The sequence below is a fragment of the Pseudomonas sp. FSL R10-0056 genome (assembly GCF_009600105.1).
GTDB lineage: Bacteria > Pseudomonadota > Gammaproteobacteria > Pseudomonadales > Pseudomonadaceae > Aquipseudomonas > Aquipseudomonas bubulae.
Genome location: NZ_WIWL01000204.1, coordinates 97,358 through 123,212 on the forward strand (window position 1 = coordinate 97,358; position 25,855 = coordinate 123,212).

The 25,855-nt window shown below is 59.8% G+C and carries 27 protein-coding genes and 1 pseudogene; 16 read left to right on the forward strand and 12 right to left on the reverse strand.

Features of this window, described 5'->3' with window-relative positions:
* Positions 1-60: 60 nt before the first annotated feature.
* The 6 genes from GHO42_RS19160 to GHO42_RS19185 are packed head-to-tail and all read right to left on the reverse strand — an operon-like array spanning position 61 to position 4,618.
* A complete protein-coding gene (locus GHO42_RS19160) occupies positions 61-747 on the reverse strand; it encodes an HAD family hydrolase (RefSeq protein WP_153326715.1) in 687 nt (228 codons plus the stop codon).
* Entirely contained in the window at positions 744-1,640 is an 897-nt protein-coding gene (gene xerC, locus GHO42_RS19165; protein WP_095026823.1) for a tyrosine recombinase XerC, read from the reverse strand. The genes GHO42_RS19160 and xerC overlap by 4 nt, the downstream gene beginning before the upstream one ends.
* Complete coding sequence (locus GHO42_RS19170) at positions 1,641-2,357, reverse strand: DUF484 family protein (RefSeq protein ID WP_094999748.1); 717 nt, start codon at positions 2,355-2,357, stop codon at positions 1,641-1,643.
* A 13-nt stretch (positions 2,358-2,370) separates the two neighbouring features.
* Positions 2,371-3,201, reverse strand: coding sequence for a diaminopimelate epimerase (dapF, locus tag GHO42_RS19175; protein ID WP_094999749.1), 831 nt, complete (start codon positions 3,199-3,201; stop codon positions 2,371-2,373).
* A gap of 4 nt (positions 3,202-3,205) precedes the next feature.
* Positions 3,206-4,453 carry a diaminopimelate decarboxylase gene (gene lysA / locus GHO42_RS19180; protein WP_094999750.1) on the reverse strand — a complete coding sequence of 416 codons (1,248 nt, stop codon included), beginning with the start codon at positions 4,451-4,453 and terminating at the stop codon, positions 3,206-3,208.
* Positions 4,454-4,462: 9 nt separating this feature from the next.
* Positions 4,463-4,618: a lipoprotein gene (locus GHO42_RS19185; RefSeq protein ID WP_019828266.1), complete on the reverse strand. Its 156-nt coding sequence runs from the start codon at positions 4,616-4,618 to the stop codon at positions 4,463-4,465.
* Positions 4,619-4,821: 203 nt separating this feature from the next.
* On the opposite strand from GHO42_RS19185, the gene cyaY reads away from it, so the two are divergent.
* The 3 genes from cyaY (at position 4,822) to rnk (ending at position 6,087) form a co-directional block, all read left to right on the forward strand.
* Entirely contained in the window at positions 4,822-5,154 is a 333-nt protein-coding gene (gene cyaY / locus GHO42_RS19190; protein ID WP_094999751.1) for an iron donor protein CyaY, read from the forward strand.
* Complete coding sequence (locus GHO42_RS19195; RefSeq protein WP_153326713.1) at positions 5,151-5,369, forward strand: DUF1289 domain-containing protein; 219 nt, start codon at positions 5,151-5,153, stop codon at positions 5,367-5,369. Before cyaY ends, GHO42_RS19195 begins: the two co-directional genes overlap by 4 nt.
* Positions 5,370-5,673: 304 nt before the next feature.
* Positions 5,674-6,087 carry a nucleoside diphosphate kinase regulator gene (gene rnk, locus GHO42_RS19200; RefSeq protein ID WP_019828269.1) on the forward strand — a complete coding sequence of 138 codons (414 nt, stop codon included), beginning with the start codon at positions 5,674-5,676 and terminating at the stop codon, positions 6,085-6,087.
* A 23-nt stretch (positions 6,088-6,110) separates the two neighbouring features.
* Here rnk and GHO42_RS19205 read toward each other — a convergent pair.
* Positions 6,111-7,352, reverse strand: a pseudogene (locus GHO42_RS19205) (class I adenylate cyclase); the annotation flags it as partial.
* Positions 7,353-7,388: 36 nt separating this feature from the next.
* A complete protein-coding gene (locus tag GHO42_RS19210; RefSeq protein WP_094999754.1) occupies positions 7,389-7,637 on the reverse strand; it encodes a TIGR02647 family protein in 249 nt (82 codons plus the stop codon).
* 430 nt (positions 7,638-8,067) lie between these two features.
* On the opposite strand from GHO42_RS19210, the gene oscA reads away from it, so the two are divergent.
* The 5 genes from oscA (at position 8,068) to GHO42_RS19235 (ending at position 12,108) form a co-directional block, all read left to right on the forward strand.
* A complete protein-coding gene (gene oscA, locus GHO42_RS19215) occupies positions 8,068-8,250 on the forward strand; it encodes a sulfur starvation response protein OscA (protein ID WP_016782652.1) in 183 nt (60 codons plus the stop codon).
* A gap of 65 nt (positions 8,251-8,315) precedes the next feature.
* A complete protein-coding gene (locus GHO42_RS19220; RefSeq protein ID WP_095017852.1) occupies positions 8,316-9,329 on the forward strand; it encodes a sulfate ABC transporter substrate-binding protein in 1,014 nt (337 codons plus the stop codon).
* A gap of 90 nt (positions 9,330-9,419) precedes the next feature.
* Positions 9,420-10,238: a sulfate ABC transporter permease subunit CysT gene (cysT, locus tag GHO42_RS19225; protein ID WP_095017851.1), complete on the forward strand. Its 819-nt coding sequence runs from the start codon at positions 9,420-9,422 to the stop codon at positions 10,236-10,238.
* 13 nt (positions 10,239-10,251) lie between these two features.
* On the forward strand, positions 10,252-11,124 hold the full coding sequence (cysW, locus tag GHO42_RS19230) for a sulfate ABC transporter permease subunit CysW (protein WP_094999757.1): 873 nt from the start codon (positions 10,252-10,254) through the stop codon (positions 11,122-11,124).
* Positions 11,125-11,127: 3 nt separating this feature from the next.
* On the forward strand, positions 11,128-12,108 hold the full coding sequence (locus GHO42_RS19235; RefSeq protein ID WP_094999758.1) for a sulfate/molybdate ABC transporter ATP-binding protein: 981 nt from the start codon (positions 11,128-11,130) through the stop codon (positions 12,106-12,108).
* A 126-nt stretch (positions 12,109-12,234) separates the two neighbouring features.
* Here GHO42_RS19235 and GHO42_RS19240 read toward each other — a convergent pair whose 3' ends face one another.
* Positions 12,235-12,513, reverse strand: coding sequence for a YheV family putative zinc ribbon protein (locus GHO42_RS19240; protein WP_094999759.1), 279 nt, complete (start codon positions 12,511-12,513; stop codon positions 12,235-12,237).
* Positions 12,510-14,561, reverse strand: coding sequence for an oligopeptidase A (gene prlC, locus GHO42_RS19245; RefSeq protein WP_094999976.1), 2,052 nt, complete (start codon positions 14,559-14,561; stop codon positions 12,510-12,512). The genes GHO42_RS19240 and prlC overlap by 4 nt, the downstream gene beginning before the upstream one ends.
* Positions 14,562-14,663: 102 nt before the next feature.
* Here prlC and GHO42_RS19250 point away from each other — a divergent pair, with 102 nt between their 5' ends.
* Positions 14,664-15,212, forward strand: a complete 549-nt coding sequence (locus tag GHO42_RS19250) for a gamma carbonic anhydrase family protein (protein ID WP_095017850.1) — start codon at positions 14,664-14,666, stop codon at positions 15,210-15,212.
* A 22-nt stretch (positions 15,213-15,234) separates the two neighbouring features.
* Positions 15,235-15,882 carry an HAD family hydrolase gene (locus GHO42_RS19255; protein WP_095024863.1) on the forward strand — a complete coding sequence of 216 codons (648 nt, stop codon included), beginning with the start codon at positions 15,235-15,237 and terminating at the stop codon, positions 15,880-15,882.
* Positions 15,883-15,982: 100 nt separating this feature from the next.
* Here GHO42_RS19255 and GHO42_RS19260 read toward each other — a convergent pair whose 3' ends face one another.
* Positions 15,983-16,462, reverse strand: coding sequence for a DUF962 domain-containing protein (locus GHO42_RS19260; protein ID WP_094999762.1), 480 nt, complete (start codon positions 16,460-16,462; stop codon positions 15,983-15,985).
* Between the two features lie 121 nt (positions 16,463-16,583).
* Between GHO42_RS19260 and GHO42_RS19265 the strand changes: the two genes are divergently transcribed.
* The 3 genes from GHO42_RS19265 to GHO42_RS19275 all read left to right on the forward strand — a co-directional run bounded on the left by GHO42_RS19265 (position 16,584) and on the right by GHO42_RS19275 (position 19,116).
* A complete protein-coding gene (locus GHO42_RS19265) occupies positions 16,584-17,165 on the forward strand; it encodes an alpha/beta hydrolase (protein WP_094999763.1) in 582 nt (193 codons plus the stop codon).
* A gap of 49 nt (positions 17,166-17,214) precedes the next feature.
* Complete coding sequence (locus GHO42_RS19270; protein ID WP_094999764.1) at positions 17,215-18,111, forward strand: sigma 54-interacting transcriptional regulator; 897 nt, start codon at positions 17,215-17,217, stop codon at positions 18,109-18,111.
* Between the two features lie 222 nt (positions 18,112-18,333).
* The gene (locus GHO42_RS19275; protein ID WP_095017848.1) at positions 18,334-19,116 is read left to right on the forward strand and encodes a MetQ/NlpA family ABC transporter substrate-binding protein; all 783 of its coding nucleotides are present in this window, start codon (positions 18,334-18,336) and stop codon (positions 19,114-19,116) included.
* Between the two features lie 51 nt (positions 19,117-19,167).
* Here the strand turns inward: GHO42_RS19275 and GHO42_RS19280 are convergent, their stop codons facing one another.
* A complete protein-coding gene (locus tag GHO42_RS19280) occupies positions 19,168-20,331 on the reverse strand; it encodes an AAA family ATPase (RefSeq protein WP_095020495.1) in 1,164 nt (387 codons plus the stop codon).
* A 117-nt stretch (positions 20,332-20,448) separates the two neighbouring features.
* Between GHO42_RS19280 and GHO42_RS19285 the strand changes: the two genes are divergently transcribed.
* The 3 genes from GHO42_RS19285 to GHO42_RS19295 are packed head-to-tail and all read left to right on the forward strand — an operon-like array spanning position 20,449 to position 25,663.
* Complete coding sequence (locus tag GHO42_RS19285) at positions 20,449-21,540, forward strand: efflux RND transporter periplasmic adaptor subunit (RefSeq protein ID WP_095020494.1); 1,092 nt, start codon at positions 20,449-20,451, stop codon at positions 21,538-21,540.
* The gene (locus GHO42_RS19290) at positions 21,537-22,604 is read left to right on the forward strand and encodes an efflux RND transporter periplasmic adaptor subunit (RefSeq protein ID WP_094999768.1); all 1,068 of its coding nucleotides are present in this window, start codon (positions 21,537-21,539) and stop codon (positions 22,602-22,604) included. Before GHO42_RS19285 ends, GHO42_RS19290 begins: the two co-directional genes overlap by 4 nt.
* Positions 22,601-25,663, forward strand: coding sequence for an efflux RND transporter permease subunit (locus GHO42_RS19295; protein WP_095017844.1), 3,063 nt, complete (start codon positions 22,601-22,603; stop codon positions 25,661-25,663). The genes GHO42_RS19290 and GHO42_RS19295 overlap by 4 nt, the downstream gene beginning before the upstream one ends.
* Positions 25,664-25,855: the final 192 nt, after the last annotated feature.

Sequence of the window (25,855 nt, forward strand, 5' to 3'; positions counted from 1 at the left end):
AACATTCCGGTTTGTCTGGCGACCGCGGTGCCTGCAACGCGAGCAAGCCCGCTCCCACAGTTACAAGTGCTTCAACACCAGCGGCAACTCGCTCAAACAGCCAATTTCCGCATCGGGAGCCTTGTCCCCGTCCCAGTGCTTGCCGCCAGGGTTGAACCACACTGCACGCAGGCCTGCCAATTGCGCTCCGGCAATATCGTCACCGGGGTGATCGCCCACATGCACCGCCGCCCCTGCTGCCACGCCACCGCGCGCCAGCGCTTCGTGAAACAGGCGCGCGTCCGGTTTGGCAATGCCAATGTCTTCAGCACACAACACAAACTTGAAGTGATGGCCCAAACCTATTCTTCGCACATCGGCGTTACCGTTGGTCACCACACCCAGGGCGTAATCCCGTGCCAGCACCATCAGGGTCGGCTCGGCCTGGGGGAATACGTCCAGGGCGTGACGCGCCTCAATAAACACCTCAAAGGCATCATCGGCCAAAGACGCAGCGTTGGCGTAACCCGCACCGTGCAGCGCATGAAACAGAATGCGCCGACGCAGGGCACTGATCCGGTGCTTGAGCTGCGGCTCCTCGCTCAATACCCGCTCGCGAATCGCCTGGAAATGCCCGGCCTCAACAGCGCCCAATTTTGGTGCGTTATCCGTCAGCCAGTTACGCAACATGGCTTCAGCGCTGACGATCACCGGGGCGGTGTCCCACAGAGTGTCGTCGAGGTCGAAGGTAATCAGCTCAATCGTCATTCACTGTCCTTACTGCGTTTGGCCCTTGGATGGGCGCTGTCGTAGACCGATGCCAGATGCTGGAAATCCAGATGAGTATAAATTTGCGTGGTTTTGATGTCCGCATGCCCGAGCAACTCTTGCACGGCACGCAAGTCCTGGGAGGACTCCAGCAGATGGCTGGCAAATGAATGGCGCAGCATGTGCGGGTGCAGATTCTGTCCCAGCTCACGCTCACCGGCAGCCTTGACCCGCATTTGAATTGCCCTTGGCCCAAGGCGCGTACCACGCTGGCTGACGAATACGGCGTCGTCCTTGGGGTTGGCCAGCAACCGCACTGCCAGCCAGGCCTGAAGCGCCTCCCGGGCCTTCTTGCCGACGGGCAGCACGCGGGTCTTGCTGCCTTTGCCGAGCACTTCGACCAGCCCGTCCGCCAGATCCAGCTGTTCCAGATTTAGCCCGGTCAGCTCCGACAAGCGCAGGCCCGACGAGTAAAACAGCTCCAGAATGGCCTGATCGCGTTGGGCCAGAAAATCGTCCTCGACACCACCCTCCAGCAATTGCAGGGCGCGATCGGTATCCAGGGTCTTGGGCAGGCGACGTTCGCCTTTTGGCGGGGCCAGGCCGTTTGCCGGATCGTGGTCGCACAGGCCTTCTCGATTGAGGTAGTGATAAAGCCCGCGTACCGCCGACAGCAGACGGGCAATACTGCGCGAGGACTGCCCTTGCTGATGCAGACGCGACACCAGTTGGCGCATGCGCTGGATATCCAGTGCCGCCCAGCCGGGGATTGATTCCTTGGCGCAAAACGCCAGCACCTTGTTCAGGTCGCGGCGGTAGGCCTCAAGCGTATGGGGGGACACCTGGCGCTCACTGCGCAGGTGAATGCAGTAAGCGTCCAGTTGCCGTTCCATCTAGCGCACCGAGCGCAGCGCGTTGGTAAAGCGCGGCAGCACCCGGCCCAGCACTTCGGCGATATAGCCGAGGAACAGCGTGCCCACCGAGCTTTTGTAGTGCTGCGGATCGCGACTGGCAATCGCCAGTACACCGTGCAACCCCAGATGATTAAGGGCTACCACGGCCGTGGAACCGATTTGCTTGCGCTGCTCTTCGCCAAACAGGAAGTCCAGCTCGTGCTCGCGCAAGCTGCCGCTGACGGTCTTGCCTTCAGTCAACAAGCCACCCAGCGCCCGTTGCGCATCGGCGCTGCTGACCCAACGGCCGACCGGCATCGGGTTGTCACCAAACAGCACCAGGCTGACAAAGGGCACCTGGAAGTCCTGGCGCAGGCTGTCTTCGACGGCAATCACCAGCTCTTCGAGGCTGGTGGCGTCCATCAGGGCCAGGTTCAGGCGACGGGTTTTTTCGAACAGACGGTCGTTGTCACGGGCCACGTCCATCAGTTGCGACAAGCGATGACGCATCTCGATATTGCGACTGCGCAGCAGCTCCAGTTGACGTTCCACCAGCGAAATGGTGTCGCCACGCTGATGCGGAATGCGCAGCGACAGCAACAGCTCTTCGCGCTGGCTGAAGAAATCCGGATGCTCCTGCAGATACGCTGCAACCGTTGCGGCTTGCGAGTTATCCACAGGGACGTCGAGTGCTGCTGGCTGCGTCTTGTCGGTCATCGGTTGCGCTCGCTCATAAACGGACTTGTCCTTCGTAAACACGCATGGCCGGGCCGGTCATGATCACAGAGTGGCCAGGGCCTGCCCATTCGATGGACAACCGGCCACCAGGCAGATCGAGGATCAGCGGTGAGTCCATCCAGCCCTGGCTGATGGCTGCCACGGCCGCTGCACAGGCGCCGGTGCCGCAGGCCTGGGTTTCCCCGGCGCCGCGTTCCCAGACCCGCAGTTGCCCGCGCTGACGATCTATCACGTGCAGAAAACCGACATTGACCCGTGCGGGAAAGCGCGGATGGTGTTCAATTTTGGGGCCCAGTTCATGCACCGGTGCAGCGTTGATATCGTCTACGCGCAGCACCGCATGGGGGTTGCCCATCGAAACGGCAGCCAACTCGACGGTCTGGCCATCGACATCCAGCTCATAGCTCAACGCCTGGGCGTCGGCCACAAACGGGATATCTGCCGGAACCAGGCGCGGCGGCCCCATGTCGACGCTGATTTGCCCATCGCTGCGCACGTTCAGTTCGATAATGCCGCTCTTGGTTTCGACCTTGATCTGTCGCTTGGTGGTCAGGCGCTTGTCGAGCACGAAGCGCGCAAAGCAGCGCGCCCCGTTGCCGCATTGCTCCACTTCGGAACCGTCGGAGTTGAAGATCCGGTAACGGAAGTCCACCTCCGGGTTACTCGGTGCTTCAACGATCAATAGCTGATCAAAGCCGACACCCGTGTGCCTGTCACCCCATTGCTTGGCATGCTTAGGCAGGATGTGCGCGTGCTGGCTGACCAGGTCGAGAACCATGAAATCATTGCCCAGGCCGTGCATTTTGGTAAAACGCAGCAACATGGGTTTACTCCGGCAGCAGGCTTTCGCCAGCAAACAACTCGGCAACGGTCTCGCGACGACGCACTTCAAACGCCTGATCGCCATCCACCAGTACTTCGGCGGCGCGGCCACGGGTGTTGTAGTTCGAGCTCATGACAAAACCATAGGCACCGGCCGAATGCACGGCCAGCAAATCACCTTCGGCCAGCGCCAGCTGGCGGTCCTTGGCCAGGAAGTCACCGGTTTCGCAGATCGGGCCGACGATGTCGTAGGCGCGGGCTTCGCTGTCACGCGGGCGAACTGCAGTCACGTCCATCCAGGCCTGGTACAGGGCCGGGCGGATCAGATCGTTCATCGCCGCATCGACGATGGCGAAATCCTTGTGCTCGGTGTGCTTGAGGTACTCGACCTGAGTCAGCAGCACGCCAGCATTGGCCACGATGTAACGACCCGGCTCGAACACCAGCGCCAGGTCACGCCCGTCGAGGCGCTCACGCACGGCCTTGATGTAATCACCGGCCAGTGGCGGCTCTTCATCGCGGTAACGCACGCCCAGGCCGCCACCGAGGTCGATATGGCGCAGGTAGATGCCGCAATCGCCCAGTCGGTCGATCAGTGCCAGCAGGCGGTCGAGAGCGTCGATGAACGGTTCGAGGGTGGTCAGTTGGGAGCCGATATGGCAATCGACACCGACCACTTCCAGGTTCGGCAATTGAGCGGCACGGATGTAGACATCTTCGGCGTCAGCGATGGCGATGCCGAACTTGTTTTCTTTCAGACCGGTGGAGATGTACGGGTGGGTTCCCGCATCGACGTCCGGGTTGACCCGCAGCGAAATCGGGGCGCGAACGCCCATTTCGGCGGCCACCACCTGCAAGCGCTCAAGCTCTTCGGTGGACTCGACGTTGAAACAGTGCACGCCCACTTCCAGAGCGCGACGCATGTCATCGCGGGTTTTGCCGACACCGGAAAACACGATCTTGTCAGCCGTGCCGCCAGCGGCCAGAACACGCTCCAGCTCGCCACGGGACACGATGTCAAAACCGGCGCCCAGACGCGCCAGGACATTGAGCACGCCCAGGTTGGAGTTGGCCTTGACCGCGAAGCACACCAGGTGCGGCATGCCGTTCAGGGCATCGGCGAAAGCGTTGTACTGCGCCTCGATGTGTGCCCGGGAATAAACATACGTCGGCGTGCCAAAACGCTCGGCAATGGCCGTCAGCGCAACACCTTCGGCGAACAGCTCGCCGTCCCGGTAATTAAAAGCGTCCATGGTGTTCCCTTATTGGTGCTTGTGCGATTGCGATTGCGACGACTTCGCTTGGTCTTCAGGGGATTTGCTGTCATCGGGAAGATACAGCGGTCCTTTTTGACCACAGGCAGAAACAAGGCAGGCGACCGCGACGAGCGCAGCAATAGAAGAGATCAGGCGCTTCATGGCGAAATCCTTTGAAAAGCATTAATTGCGCCCGAGTATACCGAGCACCCACCAGCTTGCCTATGCAGCAGAGCGGCCGAGCGTTACGTCCTGTGTGGATGATCAGTGGTCGCGGGCAGATGGCTGTTATGGGGTTTGCAATCGGCCTGGAGCGCCCGTATCTTGCGAGCTCCGAGCATGACTAGATATTACGAGGTTCCACCATGAGTTTGACTGAAGCCCGTTTTCACGATCTGGTCGATGCCACCCAGGAAAATCTGGAAGACATCTTTGATGACTCTGATCTGGATGTAGATGTAGAGAATTCCGCCGGCATCCTGACAATCAAGTTCGAGAATGGCAAAGCCCTGATCTTCAGCCGTCAGGCGCCGCTGCTGCAGCTCTGGCTGGCGGCCCCCAGCGGCGGTTTTCACTTCGACTACGATGAAAAACGCAGTTCGTGGAAGTGCGATAAAAGCGACGAGCTGCTCAGCGAAATGGTTCAGCGCCTGACACTGGAACACGCAGGCGCCGAGCTGGAATTTGAAGAGATCTGACAGTGACCGCTTCTGCTAAACCTGCAAAACCGCTCTACAGTAACGTCAGTCCGGCAGTGCCGTCCCCCTGCATCAGCACCTGCCGGCTGGATGAGCACAAAGTCTGCCTGGGCTGTTTTCGCCACGTTGAAGATATTCGCGAGTGGCGCTCGGCAGACGACCAGCGGCGCCGGGTGATTTGTGAACAGGCCCAATTGCGGCAGCGGCTCCCGTAGCGGCTCCCGTAGCAGCTGCCGCAGGCTGCGTTCGATTGCGTAGCAATCGCAAAACCTGAGCCCTTTGTTCAACTGACACACCGCAGAGCCTGACTTTACGACGACTGCGTCGCCGAACGCAGCCTGCGGCAGCTGCTACGGATAATCGTCGTACGCAATCAGGGGGCAGTGTCCCCCCTGCTTGTGTATTTATTTTGCTGTGGTAGTGTCCGGGTTCGCCTCGCACTAACGAGGTTCGTCAAAACCCCGCCATATTCCGGCGGGGTTTTGCTTTTTCGTGCAGAAAAAAGGAGTCTGCCAGGTCATGAGCACACCAACCCCACTCATCCTCACCCGCCTGGACGTACAGCGTCTGGAGCAATTGATCGACAGCTTGCCAGAAACGACTCCTGGCATTGAGGCACTGCAAGCCGAGCTCGATCGCGCCGAAACCATCGTTGGCCACGAAGAAGTGCCTGCCGGCGTCGTGACCATGAATTCCCGTGTGCATTGTCGCGAAGAAAGCAGTGGCAAGGACTACCGCCTGACGCTGGTATACCCAAAAGACGCCAACGCCGACGAAGGCAAGATTTCGATTCTGGCCCCTGTGGGCAGCGCGTTGCTGGGGCTGCAAGTTGGCCAGCACATCAACTGGCCTGCTCCCGGTGGCAAGACCCTCAAGCTGGAACTGCTTGAAGTGGAATACCAGCCAAAAGCAGCAAGCGATTTCAGCGCTTAAGACCTTCCGGATCAGTCATGTCACAGCGCAGGCGTTTGCTCGTCACGGGCAAACTGACGCAAAGACCGGTAGCTGACGCTCAGCTCCCGGGCCAGGGCCCGACGCTCATGACTGACCTGCTGCGCCTGCCATTGCGAGCGATTGTCGAGCATTGCCAGGTGCTGCTCATCCCAGCCCCATTCGCGGGTCAGGCGCTTGAGTAACCGCCGCTGCCACAACATGCCTGCCTCGCCATTGCTCAACTCGTGGCCGACCTTCAGGTAGAGGCTGCGGCGAACCAGTTCCAGTCGCTGCAACTCACCCCGGCCCTCCAGGTAACGCTCAATACGTCGGTAAACCACCACGTAGGGGTCCATCTCATCCAGGTCCAGTTGATTGGCGTACACCCTCTGTTTGAACCCCAGGCTCAGGCAGCTCACCTGCGGGTGCTCGCTGGCGTACACCTCAATCAGCAGCAGCTTGAGCAGCGACTTGTAGGGCGCCTCAATGCCCTTGAGCAATTGCCACAGCCCGGCGCCCAGAAACTCGCCGGGGGCAATATGGGCCAGGTGGCCAAGATCAATGGTTTCGTCACGGTCGATTACCCCTGTTTCCAGTAGCCCACAGGCGAATTCAGCGTACCGCGCTTCCTCATGCACCGGCACCCACCACCACATCGGTGTGCGCCCGGCGAGCCAGATGGCGGTGCGATAAAACTCATCGAGCAACAACCTCTGTCGTGGCTCGTCGCCCTCGTCGTTGCGCAATTGTGCATCGATCAAAAAGAAGTGTGCTTCACAGCCCTGGCTCGTCGCCCAGGCTTCCAGGCGTCGGCATTTTTTGCGCAAGGCCGACACGGCGGCATCATTCAAGTCCGGAGCGAGGCAGACCCACACGTCCATATCGCTTTGCGCGGTCTGGGCCAATGTGCCGAGGCTGCCCATCAAAAAAAGCCCATGGATCGGTTGTGACTGGCAAGCGCTGCCCATGCTGCAAGAAAAGTCGTGAACCAGATGTCGGGCAGAGGCGAGGGCAAGTGCGTCAGGTTTATAACCCGACACCCCGGCGGGAGTGCAGTCAGACACATAACCGGGCAAGAGCGGGTGATTGATATGAAAGAGCAGCGCCAACAGGTTCAGTAGCGCTTGTTGGCGAGGGGCCAACCCCTCTACCGCTCGGGCCAGGCGACCCTGATTGACGCGCAAAAAGCGCCCACGCAACTGCTGGAGAACCTGTCGCTCAGTTCTCTGGTTCAGTGCGGGCGGAGATAAGTGTGCCCGCGGAATCATTAATCGTTCAGATCCCGAGGGCGGGGCGTGGCGTCAGGCAACTTCTTTGGATTCAACAAGAATCGACAGCAGTACTTGGACACTTTCGGCAGCATCACGTCCCAGGCTTGTCAGATAGCCACCATCGGGTTGATCGATCAGTTTTTTCTCGAACAGGCGCTGCGCCGCGGCGACTTTTTCTGGCGCGGCATGTTGATGAATCTTCAGGCCCTCAAGGGTACTTTCCAAGTCAAACAGTGCAAGGACTTCCAGTTCGGCAACCAACTCAGGGGTAAACGACATAAAGACTCCAGACTATGCAGGAAAAGACGACAGCCGCTCTAAGGTGATCCCACTTGTGCTGACTGTCCAGCAACAGTTCCCACCTTTGCAAAACATCCTGTCGTTATAAGGCAGTTGGAGTGTAGTCGCGTCCCAGTTTGCCGCTGGGAAATTCGTAGCAGCTGCCGAAGGAACGAGGCTGCGTCCGGCCGCGCCGCGGTCGTAAAACCGAACCCTGCGCTGTGTCAGAAAAACATCGCGCGCAGTATTTACGGTCGCTTAGCAACCGGACGCAGCCTTCGGCAGCTGCTACACATGGTGCTCAAGCGCCTGTTTTGAGCTTTCAGTTATATAAACATTCTTAAATAGTATTTTTAAGAATATCTACACCTCACTACTATTGCCCCTACGCCAGCAACCCTGTCGGCACCCCATTTTCAGGAGCAGCACCATGAGCGCATCTCTGCGTAGCGTTGACGGCCAGGACGAAGCAACCATCCTGCGGGAAATCCAGAGCGCGCTGCGAGACCTGCGCTTTGGTGCTGTGGAAATCACTGTGCATAACGCGCAAGTGGTGCAGATCGAACGCAAAGAGAAATTCCGCCTGCAAAACCCGAGTCAGAAAAACGCCTGAATCGTTCAAGCGCATTCACCTGAGTGCGCTCAATAAAAATTAAAAAATGCTTTGGAGCCTCACCTATGTCCCTACGCCGTTACGCTTTGGCCGCGCTGGCCAGTGCCATTTTTGCTGGCTCCGCTGTAGCCAAAGATTACGAGTTGTTGAACGTTTCCTACGATCCAACCCGCGAGCTGTACCAGGATTACAACACTGAGTTCACCCAGTTCTGGAAAGCCAGCCACCCGGGTGACAACGTCAAAATCCAGCAATCCCACGGCGGCTCGGGCAAACAGGCCCGCGGCGTGGTCGACGGCCTGCGCGCTGACGTGGTAACCCTGGCCCTGGCCGGTGACATCGACGAAATCGCCAGGCTGAACAAGGGCTCGCTGCCGGAAAACTGGCAAACCCGCCTGCCGGACGCCAGCACCCCGTACACCTCGACCATCGTGTTCCTGGTGCGCAAGGGCAACCCTAAAGGCATCAAGGACTGGGGCGACCTGACCAAGGACGGCGTATCGGTCATTACCCCGAACCCTAAAACCAGCGGCGGCGCGCGCTGGAACTTCCTTGCAGCCTACGCTTACGGCCTGAAAGCCAACGGCGGCAACGAAGAAAAAGCCAAAGAATATGTAAAGACTCTGTTCAAGCATGTGCCCGTACTGGACACCGGCGCCCGGGGTTCGACTATCACCTTCGTCAACAACGGTCAGGGTGATGTGTTGCTGGCCTGGGAAAACGAAGCATTCCTGGCACTCAAGGAGGATGGCGGTACCGATAAATTCGACATCGTCGTACCTTCCCTGTCGATCCTGGCTGAGCCGCCAGTGGCTGTAGTCGACAAAAACGCCGATAAAAAGGGCAATGCCGAAATCGCCAAAGCCTACCTCGAACACCTGTACAGCCCGGCCGGCCAGGAAATTGCTGCAAAAAATTTCTACCGCCCGCGTGACGCAGCAATCGCTGCCAAGTACGCACAGCAGTTTCCGAAACTGGAGCTTGTGACTATCGACAAAGACTTCGGTGGCTGGAAAACTGCGCAGCCGAAATTTTTCAATGACGGTGGTGTGTTCGACCAGATCTACCAGGCGCAGTAACCTGTGGGGTGGGGCCTTTGGCCTCGCTGAAAGCTAGAACATAGAGCCCGCGACCGAGTTGCGGGCTTCGTGCGTTAACCAAGGACTCTTATGTCTCGTCGTATCTCCCCCGTCATACCCGGCTTCGGGCTGACACTGGGCTACACCTTGGTGTACCTCAGTCTGATTGTGCTGATCCCGCTGGCTGCGATGTTCGTGCATGCCGCCCAACTGACCTGGGACCAGTTCTGGGCCATTATCACTGCCCCCCGGGTGCTGGCCGCCCTGCAACTGAGCTTTGGCACCGCCTTTGTCGCCGCCATTATCAACGGCGTGATCGGCACCGTGCTGGCCTGGGTGCTGGTGCGCTATACCTTCCCCGGACGCAAGGTCATCGATGCCATGATCGACCTGCCGTTTGCCCTGCCGACTGCCGTGGCCGGTATCGCCCTGACAGCCCTGTACGCCCCCAACGGCTGGATCGGCCAGTTCGCCAACGACCTGGGTTTCAAGATTGCCTACACCCCGATGGGCATCACCCTGGCACTGACGTTCGTCACGCTGCCGTTTGTGGTGCGCACCGTGCAGCCAGTGCTGGCCGATATCCCCCGTGAAATCGAAGAAGCCGCTGCCTGCCTGGGCGCCAAGCCCCTGCAAGTGTTCCGCTACATCCTGGTGCCAGCCTTGCTGCCCGCCTGGTTGACCGGTTTTGCCCTGGCCTTTGCCCGCGGTGTGGGCGAGTACGGCTCGGTGATTTTTATCGCGGGTAACATGCCGTTCAAAACCGAAATCCTGCCGCTGCTGATCATGGTCAAGCTGGACCAGTACGACTACACCGGCGCCACGGCCATTGGCGTGATGATGCTGGTGGTTTCCTTCATTTTGCTGCTGATCATCAATTTGATTCAGCGTCGCATCGAAAAACCGTGAAGGAGGCCTGACCATGTCCAGCTCAACACAGAGCGCTTCATCCGTGGCCAATGCCGCCCGCCGTGGCAGCCCGCTGTCGCGGCGCCTGCTGATCGGCTTCGGCTGGTTGTTTTTCACCCTGTTCCTGCTGCTGCCGCTGCTGATCGTGGTGTCCCAGGGTTTGAAAATGGGGGTCGGTACTTTTTTCGACGCCATCCTCGAACCCGACGCCCTGTCGGCCCTCAAGCTGACCATTATCGCCGTGGTGATTTCGGTGCCACTGAACGTGGTCTTCGGCGTCAGCGCGGCCTGGTGCGTGAGCAAGTACAGCTTTCGCGGCAAGAGCATCCTGGTCACCCTGATCGACCTGCCGTTTTCGGTCTCACCGGTGATCGCCGGTCTGGTCTACGTGCTGATGTTTGGCGCGCAGGGCTTTCTCGGTCCGTGGTTGCAGGACCACGACATCCAGATCGTATTCGCCTTGCCGGGTATCGTGCTGGCCACCATCTTCGTGACCGTGCCCTTTGTGGCCCGGGAACTGATCCCGCTGATGCAGGAGCAGGGCACTCAGGAAGAGGAGGCCGCACGCCTGCTGGGCGCCAATGGCTGGCAAATGTTCTGGCACGTGACCGTACCCAATATCAAATGGGGCCTGATCTACGGCGTGGTGCTGTGTACTGCGCGGGCGATGGGTGAGTTCGGTGCGGTGTCGGTGGTTTCCGGGCACATTCGCGGGGTGACCAACACCCTGCCGCTGCACGTCGAGATTCTCTACAACGAATACAACCACGTTGCCGCCTTCGCCGTGGCCACCCTGTTGCTGATCCTGGCGCTCTTCATCCTGCTGCTCAAGCAGTGGAGCGAATCCCGTATTAACCGCCTGCGCGCCAGCGCCGCGGAGGAATAAACCATGTCGATCGAAGTCCGTAACGTCAGCAAGAACTTCAATGCCTTCAAGGCCCTGAACAGCATCAATCTGGACATTCATAGCGGTGAGCTGGTGGCCCTGCTCGGCCCGTCGGGCTGCGGCAAGACCACTTTGCTGCGCATTATCGCCGGCCTCGAAACCCCGGACGAAGGCAACATCGTGTTCCACGGAGAAGACGTCTCTGGGCACGATGTGCGTGATCGCAACGTCGGTTTTGTGTTCCAGCATTACGCCTTGTTCCGCCATATGACGGTGTTCGATAACGTGGCTTTCGGCCTGCGCATGAAGCCGAAAAAGGAACGCCCGAGCGAAACCCGCATCGCTGAAAAAGTCCACGAGTTGCTGAACATGGTGCAGCTGGACTGGCTGTCGGATCGCTACCCTGAGCAGCTGTCAGGCGGTCAGCGTCAGCGTATCGCCCTGGCCCGTGCCCTGGCGGTAGAACCCAAGGTACTGCTGCTGGACGAACCGTTTGGTGCGTTGGACGCCAAGGTGCGTAAAGAACTGCGCCGCTGGCTGGCGCGCCTGCACGAAGATATCAACCTGACCTCCGTGTTCGTGACCCATGACCAGGAAGAAGCGATGGAAGTCGCCGACCGTATCGTGGTGATGAACAAGGGCGTAATCGAGCAGATCGGCTCACCGGGCGAAGTTTATGAAAACCCGGCCAGCGACTTTGTGTATCACTTCCTGGGTGACTCCAACCGCCTGCATATCGGTGAGGACCAGCATGTGCTGTTCCGTCCGCATGAAGTGTCACTGTCGCGTCACGAGATCGAAGACCATCATGCTGCAGAGGTGCGTGACATTCGCCCATTGGGTGCAACCACCCGGGTGACATTGAAGGTTGAAGGGCAGAGCGAGTTGATCGAAGTGGAAGTGGTCAAGGACCATGACAGCCTGACCGATCTGGCGCGGGGCGAGACGTTGTTCTTCAAGCCCAAGGTGTGGCAGAAGGCTTAAAAGCACGAGCGCCCTCACCCCAACCCTCTCCCGGAGGGAGAGGGGGCTTGATCTATGGCGTTGCGTGAATCTGCTTTTGACTTCAGTCCCCTCTCCCTCCGGGAGAGGGTGAGGGGCTGTTGATCTTCAGGGCTTTTTCAGTTTCGGATTAGGAAAAAACTGCACCGCCTGCACCTTGGGATCCGGTGCTTTTTTCAGCGCTGACGTATTGACCCGCGTACCCAACTCCTTGGGCACCGACAAACCCTGTTCATTCAACGTATCCGAATAACCGCAGGCCACGCATTCGCGGTGCGGCACTTCGTCTTCGTTCCACATCATCAACTTGTCAGGTTCGCTGCACGCCGGGCAGACAGCCCCGGCGATAAAGCGTTTTTTGCTCACGTTCACCGGTGCATCACTCATGCTGCCGAGTCCTCGGTCAGGCCGCTGTGACGCAACAGGGCGTCAATCGACGGCTCACGGCCACGGAAGTCCTTGAACAGCTCCATCGGGGCCTTCGAGCCGCCACGGGCCAGGATCGCCTGGCGGAACGCTTTGCCGGTGTGCGGGTTGAACACGCCTTCTTCTTCAAAACGCGAGAACGCATCGGCCGACAGCACTTCTGCCCACTTGTAGCTGTAGTAACCCGCGGCGTAACCGCCGGCGAAAATATGCGCAAAGCTGTTCGGGAAGCGATTGTAGGCAGGCGGACGCATCACCGAAACTTCGTCGCGGATGCCGTCAAGCACCTGCGCAACGCTGCGACCGTCACCGTGGGTGGCGTGCAGTTCGAAGTCAAACAACGAGAACTCCAGCTGACGAATCATCATCAGCCCGGACTGGAAGTTCTTGGCTGCGAGCATTTTATCCAGCAGGTCTTTTGGCAGTGCTTCGCCGGTTTCGTAGTGGCTGGAAATCAGCGCCAGGCCTTCAGGTTCCCAGCACCAGTTCTCCATGAACTGGCTCGGCAGTTCGACCGCATCCCAGGCTACGCCGTTGATGCCCGACACACCCGCGTGTTCGATCTCGGTCAGCATATGGTGCAAGCCGTGGCCGAATTCGTGGAACAGGGTAGTCACTTCGTCGTGGGTCAGCAGTGCAGGCTTGCCCGCAACGGCTGGAGTGAAGTTGCACACCAGGTTGGCCACCGGGCTTTGCAGCTTGCCGGCTGCGGTGCGGCGACGGTCGCGAGCACCGTCCATCCAGGCACCGCCACGCTTGTTGGCGCGGGCATAGAGGTCGAAGAAGAAGCGCCCGACGTGCTGGCCGTTTTCCTTGATTTCGAACAGGCGAACATCCGGGTGCCAGGTATCGAAACCTTTGATTTCGGCAATTTCGATGCCGTACAGGCGCTGGACAATGGCGAACAGCCCGCCCAGTACCTTGTCGATCGGGAAGTAGGCGCGCAGGGCTTCTTGCGACACGCTGTAGCGCTGCTCACGCAGTTTTTCGCCAAAGAAGCCGGTGTCCCAGCTTTTCAGCTCAGGGGTACCTTGCTCGCTGGCGTAGGCTTGCAGTTGCTCAAGGTCGCGGGCAGCGAACGGCTTGCTGCGCTTGGCCAGGTCACGCAGGAAGGTCAGCACCTGATCCGGTGTCTCGGCCATTTTGGTGGCCAGGCTCAGCTCGGCGAAGCTGGCAAAACCCAGCAGCTTGGCCAGCTCCTGACGCAGGTCGAGAATTTCTTCCATTACCGGGCCGTTGTCGAACTTGCCGGCATTCGGGCCCTGGTCCGAGGCGCGGGTGCAGTAAGCCGCGTAGACTTCTTCGCGCAGGGCGCGGTCTTCGGCGTAGGTCATCACCGGGAAGTAGCTGGGGAACTCGAGGCTGATCAGCCAGCCGTCCAGGCCCTTGGCCTGTGCGGCAGCCGCCATTTGCGCCTTGGCCGAGTCGGTCAGGCCCGCCAGTGCTGTTTCGTCGGTGATGTGCTTGGTCCAGGCCTGGGTGGCGTCCAGCAACTGGTTGGAGAACTTGCTGCCCAACTCGGAAAGCTTGCTTTGTACCTCGGCGTAACGCTTTTGCTCGGCCTCCGGCAGGTCGATACCCGACAGGCGGAAGTCGCGCAGCGAATGCTCAAGAATGGTTTTCTGGGCCTGGTCGAAGTCGCCGACTTGCGGGCTGTGGGCCAGGGCTTCAAAGGCCTGGAACAGTTCGCGGTTCTGGCCCATCTCGGTGGAGTAAGCGCTCAATGCCGGCAGGCAGGCCTCATAGGCTTCACGCAGCTCTGCGCTGTTGCACACCGCGTTAAGGTGGCTGACCGGGCTCCAGGCCGCGCCCAGCCGGTCGTTCAACTCATCCATCGCCAATACCAGGCCTGCCCATGTCGGGTTCTGGCCCTGATCCTTGAGGATGGCTTGAATGCCGGCACGGTTGTCGGCGAGGATCTGCTCGATGGCCGGCTGTACGTGCTCAGGACGGATCGCCGAGAACGGCGGCAGGTCATAGGGCTGCAATAGAGGGTTGTTCTCGCTCACGTTTGGCACCTTGGCTGGAAGAAACATTGGCTCATCTTAATTACAATCGACGCTGACCGCAGCATTGCAACGCCCTATTACGGCTAAAGAAGGAAGCTATTTGTGTCCATTCGTCCATTCCAGCAGCACACACCGACCTTGGGAGAGCGTGCCTTTGTCGATCGCTCGGCGGTGGTGATCGGTGACGTCGAAATCGGCGCCGACAGTTCCATCTGGCCACTGACCGTGATTCGCGGCGATATGCACCGCATCCGCATCGGTGCGCGCACCAGCGTGCAGGACGGTTGCGTACTCCACATCACCCACGCCGGGCCCTTCAACCCTGAAGGCTTCCCGCTGCTGATCGGTGATGACGTGACCATCGCCCACAAAGTCATGTTGCACGGCTGTAACGTGGGCAGCCGCATCCTGATCGGCATGGGTAGCATCGTGATGGACGGCGCCGTGATTGAAGACGACGTGATCGTCGGCGCGGGCAGTCTGGTGCCACCGGGCAAACGCCTGGCCAGCGGCTTTCTGTATGTGGGCAGCCCGGTGAAGCAAGTGCGCGAATTGACCGAAAAAGAAAAGGCCTTCTTTACCTACAGTGCCGGCAATTACGTCAAGCTCAAGGACCAGCACTTGGCCGAAGGCTACGCCCAGCCCGTTTAAGCCCCCCTTTTTGGAGCCCTGCATGCATTACCAGAACGTATTGTTCGACCTCGATGGCACCCTGACCGACCCACGGGAAGGGATCACCCGCTCGATCCAGTTCGGTTTGAGCAAACTGGGCATTGATGAGCCAGACCTGAGCAAACTCGAGCACTTTATCGGCCCGCCGCTGCTGCAACAGTTCATGGCCAGTTATGGCTTCGACGAGGCGAAGGCGTGGGAGGCGATGGGCTTTTACCGCGAGCGTTTTGCCGTGACCGGGCTGTACGAAAATGAAGTGTTCGAGGGTGTCACTCCCTTGCTGGAAGAGCTGGTTGCACAGGGCCGCCAACTGTTTATCGCTACCTCAAAGCCGCATATCTATGCCCGCGAAATTGCCCGCCACTTTGATTTCGCCAGGCACTTCAAGGTGATCTACGGTAGCGAGCTGGACGGTACCCGCACCAACAAGGTTGAGCTGATTGCCCATCTGGTCAACGAACAAGGACTGGACCCGGCGCAAACCCTGATGATCGGTGATCGCAAGCACGACCTGATCGGTGCCCGCGACAACGGCATGGACGCAGCGGCGGTGGGCTATGGCTTTGGCAGCTTTGAAGAGCTGAACTCGTTTGCACCCAAGTACCACTTCGAAACCCTGGCGCAGTTGCATCAGGCGTTCAAACACTGACCTGCCCTTGTGGGAGCGGGCTTGCCCGCGATGGCCACGACGCGGTGACTCTTTCACCCTGCGGTGGCCCAATCGCGAGCAAGCCCGCTCCCACAATGCGCTAACCGGCGCGCAGCGCCATCTCTCGACGCAAATCCTCGCGCCAGCCCAGCAAAAACCCCAGTTCCACCACCACGAACAGCGGTCCCACGATCAGCCCGGTGACGTCATCGATAAACGCCGGCTTGCGCCCCTCGTAGTAATGCCCGACAAACTGGAACACCCAGCCCACCACAAACAGTCCAATGCCCCAGCCCAGCCAGGCAGCGGTGCCCAACCCCGCCAGCGCGTGCCCCAGCCACACCGTCAAAGCCAGCAGCAGCGTCATCAACAACCCCAGGCGCAACTCAAGGCGCAGGTAAAACACGGCACTGGCCAGCATCACCAGCACTGCCGGTGAAATACCCATCCATTGCGGGCGCGACAGCAGGGTTGCAACGGCAATCACGATCAGCGGGATGCCCACGAAATGCGTGGCGATATTGTGTGGGTCGCGGTGATAGGCAGCATATTGGCTCAAATGGTCGACCAGGCTTTTCATGGTGCACAACCCTCAAGTTTTTATTTTTAGTTATAAACAAATAGCTTCTTATTCCTTAGCGAATCTAAAAACCGTCCCTATACTGACTCGGTAACACACATACCGCTGGAGGCGCACACCCATGGGCAACGATTCGATTCGCTATTTGATAGTGCCGGGCTGGCAAGGTTCGTCCGACGATCATTGGCAAACCCACTGGCAAAACAGCTTGCCGAACAGTGCTCGGGTGGAGCAGGCCGACTGGCTGACGCCCCGCCGCGAAGACTGGATCGCCGCCCTGGCCGAAGCCATTGCTGCCGACAGCACCCCCGTGATCCTGATCGCCCACAGCCTGGGTTGCATTACCGTAGCCCATTGGGCCGAGCGTGCGCCAGAAAGCCTGTTAAACCAAGTGCGCGGCGCGTTGCTGGTGGCCCCGGCAGACGTCGAGCGCCCGGCCTGTGCGCCGGCCTTGCGCAACTTTGCCCCGATCCCGACCCGGTCGTTGCCTTTTCCAAGCCACATCGTCAGCTCGGATAACGATGGTGCTGTCAGCGCGCCACGGGCTATGGAATTTGCCCGTCAATGGGGCGCCGAGATCGGCATCATCAGCGGCGCCGGGCATATCAACGTTAAATCCGGACACCAGCGCTGGGAGCAAGGCTTCGCCTTTTTATACCGCCTGCAAACCCGTATCGAGCACGGCGCCCTGCGTCGCGCGTGAATTCCTGTAACGCCCGCGCCCACCCTCCGGCGGCGGGCGGGAGCCTGCCATGAGCCTGCATGAAACCTTCGGTCAGCCGCTGCTGACCTTTCCTGACGCGGAAAAAAGCCCGCTGAGCATTCGCGCCAAAGCGCTGGTGTTTGTCGACCCCCGCTCGCGCCAATTACGCAACGATCTGGAGCTGCTCGCGCCGCGCGCCTTGCCCGTGCTGATCCGTGGTGAAACCGGCAGCGGCAAAGAGTTGCTGGCTCGACATATCCACCGCGCCAGTGACCGCACCGGCCTGTTTGTGTCAGTCAATTGCGGTGCCATCAGCCCCACTTACGCTGACGCCGAGCTGTTTGGCTATGCCGCCGGAACACACAGCAGTTCGGCCAGCAGCCGCGCCGGGTGGTTTGGTTCGGCCAATGGCGGGACTCTTTATCTGGACGAAATCGGCGACTTGCCATGGGCAATCCAGACCAAGCTGCTGGCGGCCCTGGAAACCCACGAAGTTACCCGTGTGGGCGCCCATCAACCGAGCCCGGTGGACGTGCGCCTGGTGGCGGCCACCAGTATCGATCTGGCGCAGGCGGTGGCTGCCGGAAAATTCCACGAGCGGCTGTATCACTACCTCAGCGAAGGGCGGCTGGACTTGCCCGCGTTGCGCGAGCGGCCGGGAGACATCCTTTCGCTGGCCGAATATTTCCTGGGCATTTACAGCCAGCGCCTGAACCTGCCCGTGCCGTTTATCAGCGACAGAGCCCAGCGGGTACTTGAGCGCCACAGCTGGCCGGGCAATACCCGTGAGCTGGAAAACGTGATTCATTTTGCATTACTGGTGAGCACCGGCGAGGAGATCCAGCCCGAGCACTTGAACCTGCCTGACGCTCTGAGCCAGATCGAGCTGTTTATAAAAGGCGCCACGGCACAGGAGTTGGCGGCGATCAGGCAGTTGTTGCCTTGACCCTGTGGGAGCGGGCTTGCCCGCGATGGCAGCGACGCGGTGTATCTGTCACACCACGGCGTTCCTATCGCGGGCAAGCCCGCTCCCAAAAAAACTCAAGTGAACAAAATGGCATAAGAAGCTGAATAAATATTATTGTTCTGGAATAAAGAAACTCGGTATTGTCCGCTTCGTCTTCCAGGAAAACCGTCATACGAACGGTCACACACATAAGGGTATCGCATGAAAAAGGTTCTGTTGTTTACCGCATTGGCGGCTGCTTTGACTGCAGGCCTGGCACAGGCTGGCGAAAAACTGGTGGTTGCCGCAACGCCGGTGCCTCACGCCGAAATCCTTGAGCTGATCAAACCAACCCTCGCCAAAGAAGGCGTGGATCTGGAAATCAAAGTGTTCACCGACTACGTGCAACCTAACGTGCAAGTGGCCGAAAAACACCTGGACGCCAACTACTTCCAGACCCTTCCATACCTGGAAAGCTTCAATAAAGGCAAAGGCACCAACCTGACCACCGTGATCGGTGTTCACGTTGAACCCTTCGGTGGCTACTCGAAGAAAGTCAAAAACCTGTCCGAGCTTAAAGACGGCGCAACCATCGCTATCCCTAACGAAGGCAGCAACAGCGGCCGTGCCCTGATTCTGCTGCAAAAGGCCGGTCTGATCGAACTCAAAGACCCGACCAACGCTGTGTCGACCCCGAAGGACATCGCCAAGAACCCGCACAACTTCAAGTTCAAGGAACTTGAGTCCGCACTGCTGCCACGGGTGCTGGACCAGGTTGACCTGGACATGATCAACACCAACTACGCGCTGGAAGCAGGCCTGAACCCGGCCACTGACGCGCTGATCATCGAAGGTGCTGATTCGCCATACGTGAACTTCCTGGTTGCCCGCCCTGACAACAAGGACAGCGTCGCAATCCAGAAGCTGGCCAAGGCCCTGACCAGCCCTGAAGTAAAAGCCTTTATTGCTGAAAAATACAAAGGTGCGGTACTGCCAGCGTTCTGATTACACGCCAGGCTACTGAAAACGCCGACGGCTTTTATAGCGTCGGCGTTTTTATTTGTCGGGCCAATACCAGGCGGGCTGGTCCAGCATGCGTTGGCCGACCACTTCTGTCTGGCCAAGGTTTTTTTCCAGCACGATGCAGTTGCACTCAGGGTCTTGTTGCAGGGCGGCGATCAGACGCCGGGCATGGGATACCACCCACACCTGCGAGTGCTGCGAAGCACTGATGATCAGCCGCGCCAGCGCGGGCAACAAATCGGGGTGCAAGCTGGTTTCCGGTTCGTTGAGCACCATCATGCTCGGCGGACGCGGGGTCAGCAAAGCCGCAACCAGCAGCAGATAGCGCAAGGTACCGTCCGAGAGCTCGGCAGCAGACAACGGGCGCAGCAGCCCCTCTTGATAAAACTCGATATAAAAATGCCCGCCGGGCACACATTCGATTTCCAGCCGTGCGCCAGGGAATGCATCGCTGATCGCGGCATGCAAGGCTTCAGGGTTGCCGACCTCAAGGATTGTTTGCAACGCAGCGGCCAGATCACGGCCATCATGATGCAGCACCGGCGTGCGCGTGCCCAGTTGTGGTTGGCGCACAGGCGCGTCGGGGTCAGTGCGAAAGTGATCGTAAAAACGCCAGCCACGGATGGACTCGCGCAACTGCAACACTTCAGGGGATGCCTGCAAGCTGCCGACCTGATCGAACAGGCTGTCGAAAAGCGGCGTGTGCTGTGCCAACACCTGCCAGTTGCGGCCGTCACGGGCGCGGATCATGGGGCCTTTACGTTCAACCAGCTCGCTGGCCGGGCGGTAAAAAGGCCCTGCCCAGAGGCTCTCATGCTTGATCTGCGGGTCGAGGTTGAACTGCGTGCGTCCGGGTATCGGCAAGCCCAGGGCGATGGCGTAGCTGAAGTCTTCTCCGGCAAAACCAAGGCGCAGGCGCTTGGCTTCCTGGCGCACGCTGGCGTTGACATCAACCTCGCCCAGCTTCATGCGGCGGGAGATCACCTCAGGCCCGGCCCAGAACGTCGAGCTCAGGCCGCCTTCACGGGCCAGGGCATTGACCACACCCCCCTGGGCGGTTTCGGCCAACAAGCGCAGGGCGCGATAAAGGTTGGATTTGCCACTGCCATTGGGGCCGGTGATCAGATTCAGCCGGGCCAGGGGCACCACCAACTGATTGATGGAACGGTAGTTGGCCACGGCCAGGGTGGTGAGCATGGGGTGACCTCATTTCGTGAAACTGATAGGCGGTAATAGAGTCCCACAGACGCTGAACACTGTTCTACGCTATCAACCGTATCCGCATGTTAAACGGCATCACGCAAAGGAGCTTGCATGGCTGGTCCACTGAACACGGGCATTTTGGGCTTGAGCCTGTTGGCGCTTCTCACCGCGTGCGGCAAGGAGGGCCCCAAAGAGCCTCTGTCCCCCCGGGTGTATGTGCAACAGGTGAGTACCCGTGAGTTCGCCCCACCGATCCAGCTCAGCGGTGATATTCAGGCCCGGGTCGAAACCCAGCTGTCATTCCGGGTGGGTGGCAAGATTATCGAGCGCAAGGTGGATGTAGGTGACCATATCCAGGCCCATCAGGTGCTGGCCCGTCTCGACCCCAAAGACCTGAAGATCCAGGTCGAGACCGCCCAGGCCAGCGTTAACGCGCAACAGGCGCAAGTGGTGCAAACCCGCGCGGCGTTTGTGCGTCAGCAAAAGCTGCTGCCAAAGGGCTACACCAGCCAAAGCGAATACGATGCTGCCAATGCCGCCCAACTGAGCGCCAAAAGTGCCCTCGCAGCGGCCCAGGCGCAATTGGCCAACGCCCGCGAACAACTGAGTTACAGCAACCTGGAAGCCGAGGCGCCGGGCATCATCACCGCGCGCCAGGCCGAAGTGGGCCAGGTGGTGCAGGCCACCATGCCGATTTTTACCCTGGCCCGCGATGGCGCACGGGATGCCGTATTCAACGTGTATGAATCGCTGTTTATCGAACCCCCCAAAGACCCCACGGTACAGGTCACGCTGCTGAGCGATCCGACGATCAAGGTCAACGGCCAGATCCGTGAAATCACTCCCACGGTTGCGGCACAAAGCGGCACGCTGCAGATCAAGGTGCAGCTCGACGCCTTGCCCAAGGGCATGGACCTGGGCTCGATTGTCAGTGTCAACCTGACCCCGCCGCCCAGCGCCAGCATTGAACTGCCATGGTCGGCCCTGACCAAGGACATCAGCGAGCCCGCCGTATGGATCGCCGACGAGCAAAGCAATGTACGCCTGCAACGGGTCAAGGTCGGGCGCTACCTGACCGGCAGCGTGATTGTCAGCGAAGGCCTCAAGGATGGAGAAAAAGTCGTGGTTGCAGGGGGGCAGTTGTTACACCCGGGCATGAAAGTTGAAATCGTTCCCGCACCGGCCGAAGGGGTGCAGTTATGAGGCGTTTATGGATGATGCCGCTGGCTGCTGCGATGCTGATGGGCTGCTCGGAGAAACAGCCGCCGGAACCCGTTCGCCCGGCGCTGTATGTGATTGCCCGGCCCGAGCTGGTCCAGGATCTGGGCCGCTTTGCTGGGAGTATCGAAGCTCGTTATGAAAGCACCCTGGGCTTTCGTGTTCCGGGGCGCATCGTGCGCCGTTATTACGATGTGGGTGCGGTGGTGAAACAGGGTGACATTCTGGCCAACCTCGACCCCACCGATCAGCAAAATCAGCTACGTGCGGCCCAGGGTGATCTGGCCAAGGTACAGGCACAATTGATCAACGCCAGGGCCAATGCCCGTCGTCAGCAAGAGCTGTTCGACCGTGGTGTGGGCGCCCAGGCCCAACTGGACACCGCGCAAGCCGACCTCAAGACCACACAGGCTTCGATGCAGCAGGCGCAGGCTGCGGTCAATCAGGCTCAGGACCAGCTCAGCTACTGCAACCTGCGCGCCGACCATGATGCCGTGATTACCCAATGGCATGCCGAGGCCGGGCAAGTGGTGAGCATTGGCCAGGAAGTGGTCACACTGGCCCGCCCTGAAATCAAGGAGGCGGTCATCGACCTGCCGGGTCCGTTGGCCGAAGCACTGCCCAAAGGTATCGAATTCCTCGTCGCCGGCCAGCTCGACCCGACTATCAACACCCGCGCCCATGTCCGCGAAATCGCCCCGCAAGCCGACAGCGCCACCCGCACCCGGCGCACCCGCCTGACACTGGACCAGACGCCGGCGGCATTCCGTCTTGGCAGCTCGGTGAGCGTGACCGTCAGCAGCCCGACAGCCGAGCACTTCCAGCTGCCGCTCACTGCCCTGCAGGAAGTCGACGGCCACAGCCGCGTATGGATCATTGACAGCGCCACCCAAACCGTCAGCCCGCGTGACGTCAGCGTACTGCGCCGCGACGCCCGCAACGTGCTGTTGTCGGGTGGTATCAAAACCGGCGACAGGGTGGTCAGTGCAGGTGTGTACAGCCTCACCCCCGGGCAGAAAGTCAGACTCGATAAGGAAAGCTCGCAATGAATGGGAAGTTCAACCTGTCCGAGTGGGCCCTGAAGCATCAGTCATTTGTGTGGTATTTGATGTTTGTGGCGGTGGTCGCCGGGATTTTTTCGTACATCAATCTGGGGCGCGCTGAAGACCCGTCCTTCGCCATCAAAACCATGGTCATCCAGTCCAAATGGCCCGGTGCTACGGTCGACGAAACCCGCCTGCAAATCACCGATCGCATCGAGAAAAAGCTTGAGGAGCTGGATTCTCTCGACTACGTGCAGAGCTACACCCGACCCGGTGAGTCGACGGTGTTTGTGTTCCTCAAGGACACCACCAAAGCCGATGCCATCCCGCATATCTGGTATGAGGTGCGCAAAAAGATCGGCGACATTCGCGGCGACTTTCCCCAGGGCATTCAAGGCCCGGGGTTCGACGATGAGTTCGGTGATGTCTATGGCACCATTTTCGCCTTCACCGGCGACGGCTTCACCATGCGTCAGCTGCGCGACTATGTAGAGCAAGTGCGCACCGGCATTCGCGATGTACCCAATCGCGGCAAGGTGATGACCATCGGTGAACAGGACGAAACCTTCTATCTGGATTTCTCGACCCGCAAACTGGCAGCTTTGGGCCTCGACCAACAGCACATTCTGGAAAGCCTGCAAGAGCAGAACGCCGTCACTCCCGCCGGGGTAATCGAGGCCGGGCCGGAGCGCATGTCGGTACGCACCTCGGGGCAGTTCCACAGCGTTGAGGATCTGGCCGCCGTGAATCTGCGGGTCAACGACCGTTTTTACCGCCTGGCCGACATTGCCGAAATCACCCGTGGCTACGTCGACCCCGCGGCCCCCATGTTCCATTACAACGGCAAGCCGGCCATTGGTCTGGCAATCGCCATGATTGATGGTGGCAACATTCAGGAGTTCGGCAAGCAACTACAGCAGCGCATCGACGACCTGACCGCGCAGTTACCGGTAGGTGTTGGCGTGCATATGGTGTCCGATCAGGCGCAAGTGGTCGAGGAAGCTGTCAGCGGCTTCACCAGCGCCCTGTTTGAGGCGGTGGTGATTGTACTGGCGGTGAGTTTTATCAGCCTGGGCCTGCGCGCCGGTCTGGTGGTGGCGATCTCGATCCCGTTGGTGCTGGCGCTGGTGTTCGTGTTTATGGAATTTACCGGCATCGCCATGCAGCGCGTGTCGCTGGGTGCGCTGATCATCGCCCTGGGCCTGCTGGTGGACGATGCGATGATCACGGTGGAGATGATGATCACCCGGCTGGAACTTGGGGAAACCAAGGAGCAGGCGGCAACCTTTGCCTATCATTCCACGGCGTTCCCGATGCTCACCGGGACACTGGTGACCGTGGCAGGCTTTGTGCCCATCGGCCTTAACAACAGCTCGGCGGGGGAGTACACCTTCACCCTGTTCGCGGTGATTGCCGTGGCAATGCTGGTGTCGTGGGTGGTGGCCGTGCTGTTCGCGCCGGTGCTGGGCGTGCATATCCTCAGCGCCAAGGTCAAACCCAAGCCCGAGAAACCCGGGCGCCTGGCCCAGGCCTTCGACACCGCGCTGCTGTGGTGCATGCGTTATCGCTGGACGACCATTGGCGCGACAGTGCTGATGTTTGTACTGGCGGTGTTCGGCATGGGCCTGGTGCAGAACCAGTTTTTCCCGGCCTCTGACCGCCCCGAGATTCTGGTGGACCTGAACCTGCCGCAAAACGCTTCGATCCAGGAGACGCTCAAGGTCACCCAGCGTTTTGAGGAGTCGCTCAAGGGCGATGACGATATCGTGCGCTGGAGCTCGTACATCGGTGAAGGCGCGATCCGTTTCTACCTGCCGCTCGATCAGCAACTGCAAAACCCTTTCTATGCCCAGTTGGTGATTGTCAGCAAAGGCCTGGAAAGCCGTGATGCCCTGATCGAACGGCTCAACAAACGCTTGCGCGAGGACTTTGTAGGGGTGGGCAGCTTCGTACACACCCTGGAACTGGGCCCGCCGGTGGGCCAGCCGCTGCAATATCGGGTCAGCGGGCCGAATATCGACCTGGTGCGCAAGTACTCGATCGACCTGGCCTCGGTGCTCGACGCCAACCCCAATGTCGGTGAAACCATCTTCAACTGGAACGAGCCCGGCAAGGTGCTGCGTATCGACATTGCCCAGGACAAGGCCCGCCAGTTCGGGCTGTCATCCGAAGACGTGGCCCATGTGATGAACAGCATCGTCAGCGGTGCCGCCGTCAGCCAGGTCAAGGACAACATTTACCTGATCAATATCGTCGGGCGGGCCAACAGCAACGAGCGCGGTACCCCGGAAACCCTGCTCAACCTGCAGATCACCACCCCCAGCGGCACCTCGATCCCGCTATTGGCCTTTGCCACGGTGCGCTACGAGCTTGAGCAACCGCTGATCTGGAGCCGTGACCGGATCCCCACCCTGACCCTCAAGGCCTCCGTACGTGGCTCGATGCAGCCGACCGATCTGGTCAAGGTGCTCAAGCCCGAGGTCGACAAGTTCGCCACCAACCTGCCTGAAGGCTACAACGTGCAAACCGGCGGTACGGTAGAGCAGAGCGCCAAGGCCCAGGGCCCGATCGCCAAAGTCGTGCCGTTGATGCTGTTCTTGATGGCAACCTTCCTGATGATCCAGCTGCAAAGCGTGCACAAGATGTTTCTGGTGGTGAGTGTCGCGCCATTGGGGCTGATTGGCGTGGTGCTGGCGCTGGTGCCCACCGGCACGCCGATGGGCTTTGTGGCGATCCTGGGGATTCTGGCGCTGGTGGGCATCATCGTGCGTAACTCGGTGATCCTGGTGACCCAGATCGACCAGTACGAACGCGACGGCTTCGATCCGTGGCACGCGGTGATGCAAGCCACCCAGCATCGTCGTCGGCCAATTCTGCTGACCGCGGCAGCGGCCAGCCTGGGCATGATTCCGATTGCCCGGGACGTGTTCTGGGGGCCGATGGCCTACGCCATGATCGGCGGCATTCTATCGGCCACCTTGCTCACGCTGTTGTTTTTGCCAGCGCTGTATGTGGCTTCGTACAAGATCAAGGAGAACAAGAACCCGCCGCCAGAACATGCGTAACCCCGTGGGAGCGGGCTTGCTCGCGATTCGGACGACGTGGTCTGACAGACACACCGCGTCGATCCCATCGCGAGCAAGCCCGCTCCTACAGCAGGGTGATTAGTGTGAATTTACGAATGCCGGTATCAAGACAGCGGTCTTTAATTGAAGGGAGGTGTGAACCTGGTTTCAACCCTCTCCGCAGGGAGAGGG